Here is a 12,823-nt window from a genome sequence, read left to right as displayed (position 1 = left end):
GTACCCGCGCCGGTGCCCGTTCCGGCGGTCAGCGGACGGTCATCCCTTCCTGCGGGCGATCTTCCCCGTGCCCGCCTGGTCCAGCGGGTAGACGAGGACGTCGGCGATCACCACGTGGGGCGGCTGCCCGGCGATCCAGGTGACGACGTTCGCGATGTCCTGCGCCGCCAGCGGAGTGACCCCCTCGTAGACGGCGTCGGCCGCCTGCTGGTCGCCGTGGAAGCGGACGACGGAGAACTCGGTCTCGACCATCCCCGGGTCGACCTCGCTGACCTTGACGCCGCTGCCGAGGACGTCCATCCGCATGCCGCGGGTGATCCGTTCGACCGCGGCCTTGGTGGCGCAGTAGACCGTGCCGCCGGGGTAGACCTCGCGGCCCGCGTTCGACCCGACGTTGATGACGTGACCCGAGCCGCGCTCGACCATGCCGGGGAGCACCGCCCCCGACACGTTGAGCAGGCCGCGCACGTTCGTGTCCAGCATCTGGTCCCAGTCGTCCGGGTCGTCCTCGTGCAGCGGGGTCCTGCCGCGGGCGAGGCCGGCGTTGTTCACCAGCACGTCGATCGGCGAGAAGTTCTCGGGCAGCGACCCGAGAGCGGCGTTCACCGCGTCCCGGTCACGCACGTCGAGCGCCAGGGGCAGCACGGCCCCGTCGTGCTGCGCCGCCAGCTCGTCGAGCCGGTCGGTGCGGCGGGCGGCGGCGACGACGCGCGCCCCCTGGGCGAGGAAGGCATCGACGCAGGCGCGGCCGATGCCGCTCGATGCGCCGGTGACCAGGACGACGGGGGGATGGGCCATGGGTCGCTTCTTCCGGTCGGAGATGGGAGGTGCGGTCACCGGCCGGAGCCCAGTGCCCGCGGGGACGGGGAGGCCACGGGATCGAGGCCGTCGTAGGTGTCGCCGTCGGGATGGATGTCGAGGTAGGAGTCGCGGGACAGCGCGATGTGGCGGTGCATCGCCTCGGCGGCGCGGCCGGCCTCGCCCGCGGCGATGAGCTCGGCCACCCGGCGGTGCTCCGTCCAGGCACGCGGCGCGATGGCGGACACCAGGGGGGCGAAGAACCAGCGGCTGCGGTGGGAGAGCTGCTCGCCGAACTCGAGGAGGATGTGGTTGCGGGCGCACTCCAGTACGGCGCGGTGGAACCGGGCGGTGTGGGTGGCCATCTGCTGGGCCGCGACTCCCCGCGCCCAGTCGGCGTCGGCCTGGTCGCAGATCTCCAGCAGCCGCGCGGCATCCGCGGGGGTGCAGCGCTCGGCGGCCAGGTGCGCGGCCTCACGCTCCACGAGCTCCCGGGCCTCGAAGAACTCGTGCACCTCCTGCGCCGTGGGCTGGTTGACGAAGGCCCCGTACCGCGGGCGGATCGTGATCCAGCCGTCCCGGTGCAGCCGCTGCAGCGCCTCCCGGACCGGGCCCCGGCTCACGCCCAGCTGCGAGGCCAGCCGTTCCTCGACCAGGTGATCACCGGGCGCCAGGCTGCGGCTGATCAGCAGTTCCTGCAGCCGCTCGTACACGTGCTCGCGCAGCGGCAGCGTCGCGATCGGTCGTTCCTCCAGCATCGGACCGCACCTCCGCGCGACGTGGGGAATCGTCATCGTCCCGTGACAATGTAAACAGTAGACAGCCGGATTTGTGAACTGGTTCACTGCTGTGACCTGCCCTACAGCTCAGGCACATGCCCCATCGGCTGCGGGTGGGCCGTCACGCGGTGTTCCCGCCGCCGGCCCTCCGGCCCGGCCGTGTCGGCACCCGACAGGAAGGCCACTGATGTCCACGACTCTCGGCACGTATCCCGGCAAGCGCTCCCGCTTGCTGCTCTCCCTCGGCGTCGCCTCGACCCTCGTGCTCACCGCCTGCGGTGGCGACGACGCCGAGGAGCCGGCCGCTGATGGCGGTGGCGAGGCCGCCCAGGAGTTCGACGAGCAGCTGACGTTCGCCACCGGTGGTACCGGCGGCGTCTACTACCCCTACGGCGGTGGTATGGCCAACCTCCTGAGCTCCGAGATCCCCGGCCTCACGGTCACCGTCCAGGAGACCAACGCGTCGGTCGACAACATGCAACTGCTCGACACGAACCAGGCTCAGATGGCCCTGGCCCTCGGCGATGTCGTGTCCGACGCCGCGAACGGGGAGAACACCTTCAGCGAGGCGCTGGAGATCTGCTCGCTGGGCAACACGTACAACAACTTCGTCCACTTCTTCACGACGGCCGACACCGGTATCACCTCGATCGAGGACCTGGCGGGCAAGCGCGTCTCGCCCGGCGCCGTGGGCTCGGCCTCCGAGGTCACCGCCGACCGGATCATGGAGGCCGCCGGCATCGACCCGCAGGCCGACATCGAGCGCGTCCAGCTGGGTGTGGCCGAGACGGTCGCCGCGATCCAGGACGGCACGGTGGACGCCGGCGCCTGGTCCGGTGGTCTGCCCACCGGTGCGATCGTCGACCTCGCGAGCACGAGCGACCTGGTGCTCATCCCGACCGGCGAGTACGCCGAGCCGCTCGCCGAGGAGTACGGCGACTTCTACTTCGCCGAGGACATCCCGGCCGGTACCTACGAGGGCCAGGAGGAAGCGGTGCCCAACGTCGTGTCGCCGAACATCCTCGTGGTCCGCACCGACATGGACGAGGCCCTGCAGGAGGCCATCACCCGCACCATCTTCGAGAACGAGGAGCAGCTGCTCACCGTGCACCCCGCGGCCGAGGAGCTGAACGCAGAGACCGCTGACGAGGTCGAGTTCATCGAGACCTGCCCGGGCGCGCAGGCCTACTTCGACTCGGTCGGCTGACCCCTTCCCGAGCCTCCGTGCTGCCGGGCGCCGGACCATCGTCCGGCCCCGGCGGCACCGGGCATCCCCGCCTCCTCGCCGTGCGCCGCCGTCGCCTGCTGATCGGATTGCTCGCCGTGCTCACGGCGATCGCCGTGGCGGGCGGCGTCGCAGCGGTCGCCACGGGGGGCGAGGGGGAGCAGGCTGTCACCGTGCGCGGGCCGGACGGGAAACTGATCGCGCGGGTCCCTCTCGCCGGCGACACGTTCGCCGTCGGGTACCGCAACAGCATCTACCGGACGCTCGCCGAGGAGCGGTACCGGGTGCTCCCGGACGGCCGCTTCGAGCTGGTGGAACTGGCCGCGGAGCAGGTCGCCGTCCTCGAGGAGTACTACGCCGTCCCTGGCCCGCCGCGACCGTCGCCGCCGGGCGACCGGCTCCCGTTCGTGGTGGATCCCGACCCGAGCCGGCCGGCCGTCTTCGAGGATCTCCGCATCGCCGCAACCGACCTCGGCGAGCGCACACTGTTCGTGCCCGGCTCGGAGCCGGTCCCGATCTGGCAGCGCGTCGTCACAGAAAACCCCTCCGTGATACTCGACATCGAGGAGAGTTGATGAATCTCCGACGCCGGACGCAGAAGCAGACCGGACCGGAGCCGGCCGACGGCGGGGCGACCACAGCGGGCGGTGACCCCGGCAGGACCCCGGGCGACGTCCCGGGGGCGCCACCGGCCAGCCCGGGCGCGCGGGCCGGGGTCGAGGACGCCTCCACCATCGACAAGAGCATCGACCGGGACCGGGAGGTGGACCCCGACGAGATCGACGAGGAGGCGCTGCTCGCCGAGTACGAGGCGGAGAAGCCCGCGCGGCACCTCACCGGCATCCCCGGTTACGTCGTCGCGGTCGTGGGCGTCGGGCTGTCCCTCTTCGCCCTCTACTGGGTGTTCAACCCCATGCCGCGGCAGGTGTACCTCCCGCTGTTCCTCAGCATCGGGTTGTTCCTGACCTTCCTGACCTACCGCGGCTGGGGCCGGTCGGACACGGACAAGCTGAAGGGCAAGGCCGACCACCCGAACATCCTCGACTGGCTCCTCGCCCTGGCCTCGCTGGCGCCGGGTCTCTACATGGTCTACGACTGGCAGGGCTTCTTCCGCCGGGCCATCGTCCCGACGGACACCGACCTCATCGTGGGCACCCTGCTGGTCCTCCTGGTGCTGGAGGCGGCCCGGCGCACGGTGGGCCTGCTGGTCCCCATCGTGGTGCTCGGGTTCCTGGCCATGGCCTACTTCGGTTCGTCCATGCCCAGCCCGTTCACCACCGCGGACTTCCAGTGGCCGCGGCTCATCGGGCACAACGTCATGGGGACCCAGGGCATCTTCGGCGTACCGCTCGACGTCGCCGCGACCTACATCATCCTGTTCACCATCTACGGTGCGGTGCTGGCCGCCTCCGGCGCGACGAAGTTCTTCATCGACCTGTCCTTCGCCGCCTTCGGTCAGTCGGCGGCCGGTCCCGGCCGCACGGTGACGCTGTCGGGCTTCCTGCTCGGCACGGTGTCGGGCTCCGGCGTGGCGACGACGGTGACCCTCGGTGGCTTCGGCTGGCCGCTGCTGCGCAAGGCCGGTTACTCGTCGGAGGCCGGTGGCGGTGTGCTCGCCGCTGCCGGTATCGGCGCCATCATGTCGCCGCCCACCCTCGGCGCCGCGGCGTTCATCATCGCCGAGCTGCTCAACGTCTCCTATCTCGAGGTGCTGATCTGGGCGACGATCCCGACGATCCTGTACTACCTCGGGATCATCCTGGCGATCGAGTTCGACGCCCGCCGGCACGGCACGCACCAGGTGGAGGTGGAGGACAAGTCGGCGTGGCGGCTGCTCTTCCGGTTCGGGTACCACTTCAGCTCGCTGGCCGCGATCGTCTTCTTCCTGGCCCTGGGCTACACGCCCTTCCGCGCGGTCGTGTACGCCACCGCACTGGCCTTCCTGCTGAGCTTCCTGGACCGCGAGCACTGGATGACGCCCAAGCGGCTCTGGCACGCGCTCGGCCAGGGCGCGGTCGGTGCCCTCTCGGTCATCCCCGTCATGGCGGTCGCCGGGATCATCGTCGGTGTCATGACCCTCACCGGTCTGGCGCTGCGGCTCGCGGGCATCATCGTCGACTTCGCCGGTGGCAGCCTGGCCCTGACCGCACTGTTCTCGGCCGTCGTCGTCGTGCTGCTCGGCCTGGCGGTACCGGTCACGGCGAGCTTCATCATCTCGTTCGTGATCATCTCGCCGGCTCTCCAGCAGGTGGGCGTCGAGCCGTTCGCCGCCGCGATGTTCATCTTCTACTACGCGGTGCTCAGCGAGGTGTCGCCGCCGACGGCCCTCTCGCCGTTCGCCGCAGCGGCGATCACCGGGGGCAAACCGGTGCCCACCATGTGGCTCACCTGGAAGTACACGCTGCCGGCCTTCCTGGTGCCGTTCATCTTCGTGCTGTCGCCGAACGGGGTCGGCCTGCTGTTCGAGGGCGGTGCCGCCACGGTCGCCATCGCGTTCGTCGCCTCCTCGCTCGCCGTGGGCGCGCTCGCCGTCGTCACCGGCAAGTGGCTGATCGGCCCGGCCGGCTGGCCGGAGCGGGTGCTGTTCCTGGGCGCGGCGCTCGCGCTGCTGGTCATGGAGCCGCTGTGGATCGGCGTGGGCGTCGGGCTCGGCCTCGCCGGGACGCTGGTGCACCTGCTGATGCGCCGGCGCGCCGGGCACTCCGTGGGCGGCCCGCTCGGCGCGATGCTCCCCGGTGGGGAGAGCGATCCCGAGCAGGCGTCGGCGGCGCCCGGGTCGCCGGCCGGCTCGGGCGCGACCGCCGCACCCCGCAGCACGACGGGCACCGACGACCGCGGGGAGCACTGACATGAGCCACGTCGTCCGGTGGGGGAGGCCATGATCTCCGGGGTTGCCGACCTGCACGTCCACGGCGCGCCCAGTCTGATCGAGCGGCACGGGCTCGACCACGAGGTGCTCGGCGCGCACGGGGCGGTCGGCGTCGACTTCGCCGTCCTCAAGGCGCACGAGGGTTCGACGGCGGAGCGGGCCGCGCTCGCCGCTGACCGACCAGGCGCCGCGGGGGTCGAGGTCGTCGGCGGGATCGTGCTGAACTCCCCGGTGGGCGGGGCCAACCCCGATGCGGTGGAGGTGGCCGCCCGGCTCGGCGGCCGGGTGGTCTGGATGCCCACGGTCTCGGCGCCGGCGCACATCGCGTCGGCGTCCAGCCCGGAGCTGTCGGTCCACCGCACGCTGGCGTTCCGGCAGGTCGACGTCCTCGACGAGGCCGGGGCCCTGCTGCCCGACTGGCACGACGTCATCGATGTCGTCGCCGCGCACGACCTGGTGCTGGCGTCGGGTCACCTGACCTGCTCGCAGGCGCTCGTGCTGTTCCGCGCGGCGAAGGCCGCCGGGGTCACCCGCATGCTGCTCAACCACCCGCGGATGCCGTTCCTGCAGTGGGACGACGACGCCGCTCCGGAGTTCGCCGACCTCGGCGTCGTCCTCGAGCTCGGCATCCTGCCCGACATCCTGACCACCGACGGCCCGCCCTCGACGACCCTCGGAGAGGTCTACCCGCACGACATGCTGGCCTTCGGCGGCGACCTGGGCCACGCCCACTACCCGACCATGCAGCAGGCGCTGCCCGGCTGGCTGGCCGACCTCGAACGGTCGGTGGGGGAGTCGGACGCCGAGCTGATTATGACCACGGTCGGCCGGCGGCTGGTGCAGCGGTGATCCGGATCGCGCTCCTCCCCGGCGACGGCGTCGGCGAGGAGGTGCTGGACGGTCCCTCGCGACTGCTCCGGCAGCTCGCCCAGGAGGGCGCGGTCGAGGTGACCGGCCCCTGGCCGGTGGGCGCTCGCGCCGCGGCCGCCACCGGGGAGGTGCTGCCCGAGGAGACCCTCGCCGCCTGCGACGCGGCCGATGCCATCCTCCTCGGCGCGGTCGGCGAGGACCCGGGGGTGCCGGCCGAGGTCTGCCCCCGACCGGAGGTGGCGCTGCACCGGCTGCGCGAGCGGTACGACCTGCGGATCTCCGTCCGGGACGTCCCCATGGGCGAGGACAGGGACCTCACCGTCGTGCGCAACCTGATCGGCGGGTCCTACGGCACCGGGCCGGGCGACCGGACCTACTCCCAGGACGGCGGTGAGGCGGCCGACGTGCTCCGGCTGACCCCCGAGCGGATCGCCGAGGTGGTCGAGCTCGGCATCGACCGGGCGCGGCAACGCGGCGGCGGCCGCCTGGTGTCGGTGGACAAGGCGAACCTGTACGCGACCGGGCGGCTGTGGCGGGACGTCGCCACCGAGGTCGCCGGCCGGCGCGGCGTGCCGGTCGAGCACCGCTTCGTCGACCGTGCGGCCTTCGAGCTGGGCTCGGGCGGCGCGGTGCCCGACGTGATCGTCACCGAAGGTCTGCTCGGCGACATCCTCAGCGACCTCGCGGCCGGCCGGGCCGGTTCCCCGGCGCTCTGCGGCTCCGCCTCGATCCACCCGGGGGAACCGGTGCAGGGGCGCTGCCAGGGCCTGTTCGAGCCGGCACACGGCTCGGCTCCGCGGCGCACGGGCCGCGACCAGGTGAATCCGCTCGGCGGCTTCCTCGCGCTCGTCGCGCTGCTGCAGCACTTCGCGGAGACCCGCACGCTCGGCGACCGGCTGCGGACGGCCGTGCAGACCGTCCTCCGCCAGGGACCGTGGACCTACGACCTCGCCCCCGACGGGGTCGCCGCGGCCGGGACCCGGGACGTGGCCGCGGCCGTGCTCGCCGCCTTCGACGACGCCGGTACGACGGCAGCCACCGGGGCCACCGAGCCGCGCACGGCCCAGGAGCCGGCCGGCGTGGAAGCCGTCGAGGCGGTCGCGGAGCCCGCGGTGCGGGTGCCGGCCGACGACCTGCAGGCGTGGACCGTCGAGGTGCTCGAGGCGGTGGGCGTGCGGCCGTCCCACGCCCGGGAGGTCGCCCACGTGCTGGCCTATGCCGACCTGTCCGGCATCGACTCGCACGGCATCGCCCGCCTGCCCGCGTACGTCGCGATGATCGGCAGCGGGGCGATCACGGCCGACGCCGAACCGACGGTGCACTCCGACGGTGGCGCGGTGGCGCTCGTCGACGGCCACGGCATGCTCGGCCACCCGGTCACCGCCGTGGCGCTGCACGAGGCGGTGGAGCGGGCGCGCCGGCTCGGTCTGGGCTGGGTGAACGTGCGGGACAGCAGCCACCACGGGGCCAGCGGTTCCTACGTCTACGACGCGGCGCGGCAGGGTCTGGTGGCCATCGCCGCGACCAACACCGGGCCGATCGTCGCGCCCACCGGCTCGGCCCGCCCCTACTTCGGCACCAACCCGCTGGCGCTGGGCATGCCGGTGGCCGGCGAGGAACCCATGGTCTTCGACATGGCGACGTCGGCGGTCGCCGGCGGCAAGTTCGAGATCGCGCTGCGCCTGGGGAAGCAGATCCCGCTGGGCTGGGGCCTGACGGCCGAGGGCCACCCGACCACCGACCCGGGCGCGGTCTACCCGGGCAAGGGCCCGCTCCTGCCTCTGGGCAGCGACCGCGAGCACTCCAGCCACAAGGGGTACGGCCTGGCGCTGCTGGTCGAGCTCCTCACGGCCGTGCTCGCCGGAGGGCCGTTCGGTCCGGGCGTCGGCAACCTGACCGCCCGCGCCGTGACCGGCCCTCCCCGGACCAGCCACCTGGTCGTCGTCCTCGACCCCGCACGGCTCGGGGACCCGACCCGCATGCAGGCCGAGACCCAGCGGCTGCTCGGCGAGCTGCGCGCGCTGATCCCGGTGGACCCCGCGCTACCGGTGCGGACGCCCGGCCAGCGGGCGGCGGCCGAGCGGACCGCCCGACGGGTGCAGGGCGTGCCGTTGGACGCCGGGACCCACGCCGCCCTCCGGCAGCTCGGGGAACGGGTCGGCCGGCCCCTGGGTGTGCCCGCTCGGTGACCGGACCGCCCCCAGGAGCCGGAGCCCCGGCGTCGACCCGCGCGATCCTGCAGGCCGTCGCCGTCTCGGTCCTGGGGGTGCTGCCGGCCTTCCTGGTCGGCGCGCTGGCGGTGCAGATCCGCGCCGACCTCGAGGTGGGCCTGGGACTGTTCGGCCTGGCTGCGGCGACGCTGTTCGCCGTGTCCGGCACCTGCGCGCGGCCCGGCGGGCGGCTGGTGCAACGACTGGGCGCGCGCAGGGGCGCGGTGCTGGCCGCGGTGCTGGCGATCGGCTCGCTGGTCACCATCGGCACCGCCTCGTCGGCGGGCTGGCTGATGGCCGGCCTGGCGATCGGCGGGCTGGGCAACGCGGTCGCCCAGCCCGCGGCCAACCTCGGCATCTCCGAGTTCGTGACCGAGCACCGGCTCGGGCTGGCCTTCGGCATCAAGCAGTCGTCGATCCCGGCGGCCACCCTGCTCGGCGGTCTCTCCGTCCCCGGCATCGCGCTGGTCTTCGGATGGCGCTGGGCGGCCGCCGCAGCGGTCGCGCTGGCGGTACTGCTGCTCGTCGCGACGGCCGTCGGCGGGCGGGACGCGCACGCCGGGCCCCGGACCGCGGACACCGGCGCACCGGACAAGGGCCTGCCGCGCGGAGGGCTGCTGGTGCTGACCCTCGGCGGGTTCCTCGGTGCGGCGGCCTCGACGTCCACCGGCGTCTTCCTCGTCGACTCCGCCGTCGCGGCGGGCGTGGCGCCCGGCCGGGCCGGGCTGCTCTTCGCCGCCTGCTCGGTGCTGGGCCTGGGAAACCGGATCGGCTTCGGGTGGCTGGCCGACCGGCATCCCGACCGGAGCCGCTACCTGTTCATCGCCAACCTGCTCACCGGCGGCGCCCTCGGCTACGGCTTCCTGGCCACCGGGCAGACCGCGCTGTTCGTCCTGGGTGCGGCGATGGCCTACGGCCTGGGCTGGGCCTGGACGGGTCTGTTCCACTTCGCCGTGATCCGCGACAACCGGGCCGCCGCTGCGTCGGTGACCGGGTTCGTGCAGACCGGCTTGTCCCTGGGCGCAGCCGGCGGACCGCTGTTCTTCGGCGTCGTCGCGCAGACGTTCTCCTATCCCGCCGCCTGGCTGACCGCTGCGGTGCTCAGCCTGCTCGCCGCCGTCACGATCCGCCTCAGCCGCCGCATGGTCCGCCGGTCGCGTGGGCTGCCGGTTCCCGGTCTCCGCCGCCGGGTGCCCGTGCAGGACGCCGACCTGCAGGCGCCCACCTGAACCCCCCGACCCCCACCTGGAGGACCGAGATGAGCACCTGTCGCCGTCACCCCGCGGGCCCGCGGCCCGACCCCGGGCTGCTGGTCCGCTGCCGCGACCTGCCCACCAGCATCCTGTCCGACAGCATGGAGCGGGTCGGTGGTGTCCGCGGGGTGCACTGGGTCCCCGGTGGGCGCTGGCCACGGGTGGCCGGGCCGGCGCTGACCGTGCGCACGCGCCCCGGGGACAACCTGGTCATCCACCGCGCCCTCGATCTGGCCGAGCCCGGCGACGTGCTGGTGGTGGACGGCGGCGGATTCCTCGAACGGGCGGTCCTCGGCGAGATCATGGGTCGCTACGCCGTCACCCGGGGGATCGCCGCGATCGTCGTCGACGGCGCCGTCCGGGACGCCGAGGGGCTGGCCGCCGGGCCGATCCCGGTCTTCGCGGCGGGCATCAACCACCTCGGCCCGTACAAGGACGGGCCGGGGGAGGTGCACGGGCCGGTGCAGGCCGGCGGCAGCGTGGTCCGCTCGGGCGATCTGGTGGTCGGCGACGCCGACGGCGTGGTGGTCGTGCCGCACGAGCGCGGGTCCGAGGTGGTGGGCCGCGGGGAGCAGCGGTTGCGCGCCGAGGAGGAGCAGTTCGCCGAGATCGCCGCGGGCACGTTCGACCGCTCCTGGGTGCTGGAGACGCTCACCGAGGAGCTCGTGACCGGGGACGGCCCCCGGTGAGCCTCCGCTGGGGCCTGCTCGGGTTCGGGGAGGCCGGGCGGGTCATCGGCGGGGCGGTGGCGGCCGCCGGGGCCGACCTGCTGGTGCACGACCGCGTCCTGGCCGACCCGGCCCGGGGGCCGGCGGTGCGCGCGGCGATCACCGCTGCGGGCGCGACGGCGGCCGACGACGTCGCCGCGCTCGCCGACCGGGAGGTCGTCCTCTCGCTGGTCACCCCGGCGACGGCGGTGGCCGCCGCGACCGGTTACGCGCCGCACGCCGGGGACGGCGCCCTCTACGTCGACCTGAACTCGACCGAGCCGACCGCCAAGCATGAGGTCGCCGCGGCGCTGGCCGGTGTGCGGGTGGTCGACGGGGTGATGACCGGCGGCGGGATCACCCTCGACGGCGCGGCGATCCCGATCTCGCTGGCCGGACCGGACGCCGCCGAGGCCGCCGGGCTGCTGATCGGGCTGGGGTTCAACGCCTCCGTCGTCGGCAGCGAGGTCGGTGCCGCGGCGGCCCTGAAGATGCTGCGCAGCGTCGTGGTCAAGGGCATGGAGGGACTGTGGGTGGAGGCCCTGCTGGCGGCACAGGAGCTCGACGTCGTCGAGCCGCTGATCGCCATGGTGGAGGAGACGCTCGACCGCTACCCGACGCGGGACTTCGCCACCATGCTGGTCACCACGCACGTGGCCCATGCCGGCCGCCGGGCGGTCGAGGTGCGGATGGCCCGGGACACCGTCGCGGGGACCGGCGTGCCGCCGTTGCTCTCGAGCGGGCTCGTGCAGCGGCACGAGCGCAGCGCTCGGGGCCTGGCCGCGGCCGGGCACGAGCCGGGCGCCGTGCCGACGTCGCTGACCGCCGCCCTGGAGGTGCTCCGCGGCCTGCCCGGGTGAGCCGGGTCAGGCATGCCGGGTTCGCCGCCGCAGCTGCTGCGCGGCCACCAGCCCGGGCCGGTCCCGCAGGAGCATCCGGCGGCCCTGGACGATCACCGCCCCGGCGACCACCGAGACCGCAGCCGTGGTGTACCAGGCGACCGCGTAGGAGGTCGCCGCGACGAGGAGGCCGAACAGCAGCGGTCCCAGCGCCGCCCCGGCGCCCATCCCGCCCTGGGTGATCGAGGTGGCGCGGGCGGCCATGCCCGGGTGCATCCGGGCGACGGAGTAGGTGGACAACCCGGCCCACGCCCAGCCGGTGCAGTAGCCGATCACCGCACCGGCGGCGATGAGCACCTCCACCCCGGTGCCCAGCAGCGCGTAGGACAGGCCGCCGATCGCCATCTGGGCGGCGACCACGAGCAGCCACCGGGTGCGCACCTTGTCCGCCAGCCAGCCGACCGCGATCCGGGCCGACGCGCCGGCGGCGCTGGCCACCGCGGCGAGCAGCCCGGCCGTGCCGGGGGAGATGCCGGAGTCGACGGCGGTGGCGACGAAGAACGAGCCGAGCGCGTTGCCGGTGGCCGCGCCGAGCATGATGCCGCAGGCCAGCACGACCAGCGCGGCGCGGCGGAAGGGCCCCGCCGCCTCCGACGCCGCGGCGGCGCCCCGTGGGGGGAGCCGGCGGCCGCTGGGGACGGTGAGCATCACGAGCAGGGCCAGCCCGGCACCGATCGCGAACGCCGGCCGCCACCCGAACGGGATGGCGACCAGCGGGACCGCCGCCCCGGCGAGCATCGTCGCCAGCGGGATCGCCGCCTGCTTCGTGCCGTAGGCCAGCCCGTGGCGCTCGGGGGTCACCGCCCGGGCGATCAGGTCGTTGCTGGCCGGCTGCCCGATGCCGTTGCCCCAGCCCGCGACGACGAGGGCACCGACGAGCACGGGGGTGTGCTGCGCCGCCACGGCGATGACCAGCATCGAGATGGCGGCCACCAGCGCCGAGAGCCGCACGACCGGGGAGGTGCCGAAGCGGCGCACCACCATGCCGGCGGTGAAGGCGGCCAGGGCGGAGGAGAAGAAGAAGCAGGCCACCAGCACGCCCAGCAGCGAGGGGCCGAAGCCGAGGTCCGCGCGCAGCTGCACCCACAGCACGCCGACCATGAAGCCGGGCAGCACACCGGCGGTGGTGACGCTCACCGCCGCGGTGGCCGCGGTCCGGGAGCTCACCGGGCCGCGGGTCCCGGGAGGCGGGCGCACGGCGGTCAGACCCGCC

The 12,823-nt window shown here is 74.0% G+C and carries 11 protein-coding genes; 8 read left to right on the top strand and 3 right to left on the bottom strand.

Translation table 11 applies throughout. The annotated features are described in order from the left end of the window. Positions 1-39: 39 nt before the first annotated feature. The gene (locus tag BLASA_RS16375) at positions 40-837 is read right to left on the bottom strand and encodes an SDR family NAD(P)-dependent oxidoreductase (protein ID WP_231839479.1); all 798 of its coding nucleotides are present in this window, start codon (positions 835-837) and stop codon (positions 40-42) included. Further along, entirely contained in the window at positions 834-1,556 is a 723-nt protein-coding gene (locus BLASA_RS16370; protein ID WP_014377326.1) for a GntR family transcriptional regulator, read from the bottom strand. The genes BLASA_RS16375 and BLASA_RS16370 overlap by 4 nt, the downstream gene beginning before the upstream one ends. 208 nt (positions 1,557-1,764) lie before the next feature. Here BLASA_RS16370 and BLASA_RS16365 point away from each other — a divergent pair, with 208 nt between their 5' ends. The 8 genes from BLASA_RS16365 to BLASA_RS16330 all read left to right on the top strand — a co-directional run bounded on the left by BLASA_RS16365 (position 1,765) and on the right by BLASA_RS16330 (position 11,571). Continuing rightward, entirely contained in the window at positions 1,765-2,784 is a 1,020-nt protein-coding gene (locus BLASA_RS16365; RefSeq protein ID WP_014377325.1) for a TAXI family TRAP transporter solute-binding subunit, read from the top strand. Positions 2,785-2,864: 80 nt separating this feature from the next. Continuing rightward, positions 2,865-3,377, top strand: coding sequence for a hypothetical protein (locus tag BLASA_RS16360; protein WP_231839478.1), 513 nt, complete (start codon positions 2,865-2,867; stop codon positions 3,375-3,377). Beyond that, a complete protein-coding gene (locus BLASA_RS16355) occupies positions 3,377-5,650 on the top strand; it encodes a TRAP transporter permease (protein WP_014377323.1) in 2,274 nt (757 codons plus the stop codon). The genes BLASA_RS16360 and BLASA_RS16355 overlap by 1 nt, the downstream gene beginning before the upstream one ends. Before the next feature lie 30 nt (positions 5,651-5,680). Beyond that, positions 5,681-6,520: a DUF6282 family protein gene (locus tag BLASA_RS16350; protein WP_231839477.1), complete on the top strand. Its 840-nt coding sequence runs from the start codon at positions 5,681-5,683 to the stop codon at positions 6,518-6,520. Then, on the top strand, positions 6,517-8,730 hold the full coding sequence (locus BLASA_RS23615) for an Ldh family oxidoreductase (RefSeq protein ID WP_014377321.1): 2,214 nt from the start codon (positions 6,517-6,519) through the stop codon (positions 8,728-8,730). Before BLASA_RS16350 ends, BLASA_RS23615 begins: the two co-directional genes overlap by 4 nt. Continuing rightward, complete coding sequence (locus BLASA_RS16340; protein WP_014377320.1) at positions 8,727-9,980, top strand: MFS transporter; 1,254 nt, start codon at positions 8,727-8,729, stop codon at positions 9,978-9,980. Before BLASA_RS23615 ends, BLASA_RS16340 begins: the two co-directional genes overlap by 4 nt. Before the next feature lie 29 nt (positions 9,981-10,009). Next, on the top strand, positions 10,010-10,693 hold the full coding sequence (locus tag BLASA_RS16335) for a dimethylmenaquinone methyltransferase (protein WP_014377319.1): 684 nt from the start codon (positions 10,010-10,012) through the stop codon (positions 10,691-10,693). After that, on the top strand, positions 10,690-11,571 hold the full coding sequence (locus BLASA_RS16330; protein WP_014377318.1) for a DUF1932 domain-containing protein: 882 nt from the start codon (positions 10,690-10,692) through the stop codon (positions 11,569-11,571). The genes BLASA_RS16335 and BLASA_RS16330 overlap by 4 nt, the downstream gene beginning before the upstream one ends. 6 nt (positions 11,572-11,577) lie before the next feature. On the opposite strand, the gene BLASA_RS16325 is transcribed toward BLASA_RS16330, so the two are convergent. Then, positions 11,578-12,777, bottom strand: coding sequence for an MFS transporter (locus tag BLASA_RS16325; RefSeq protein WP_014377317.1), 1,200 nt, complete (start codon positions 12,775-12,777; stop codon positions 11,578-11,580). Between the last annotated feature and the right edge of the window lie 46 nt (positions 12,778-12,823).

Origin of the sequence: Blastococcus saxobsidens DD2 (genome assembly GCF_000284015.1) — a bacterium.
In the GTDB taxonomy this organism is placed as follows: domain Bacteria; phylum Actinomycetota; class Actinomycetes; order Mycobacteriales; family Geodermatophilaceae; genus Blastococcus; species Blastococcus saxobsidens_A.
The sequence above is the reverse complement of the archived record's forward strand: the minus strand, read 5'-3'. Positions and strand labels throughout refer to the sequence as shown.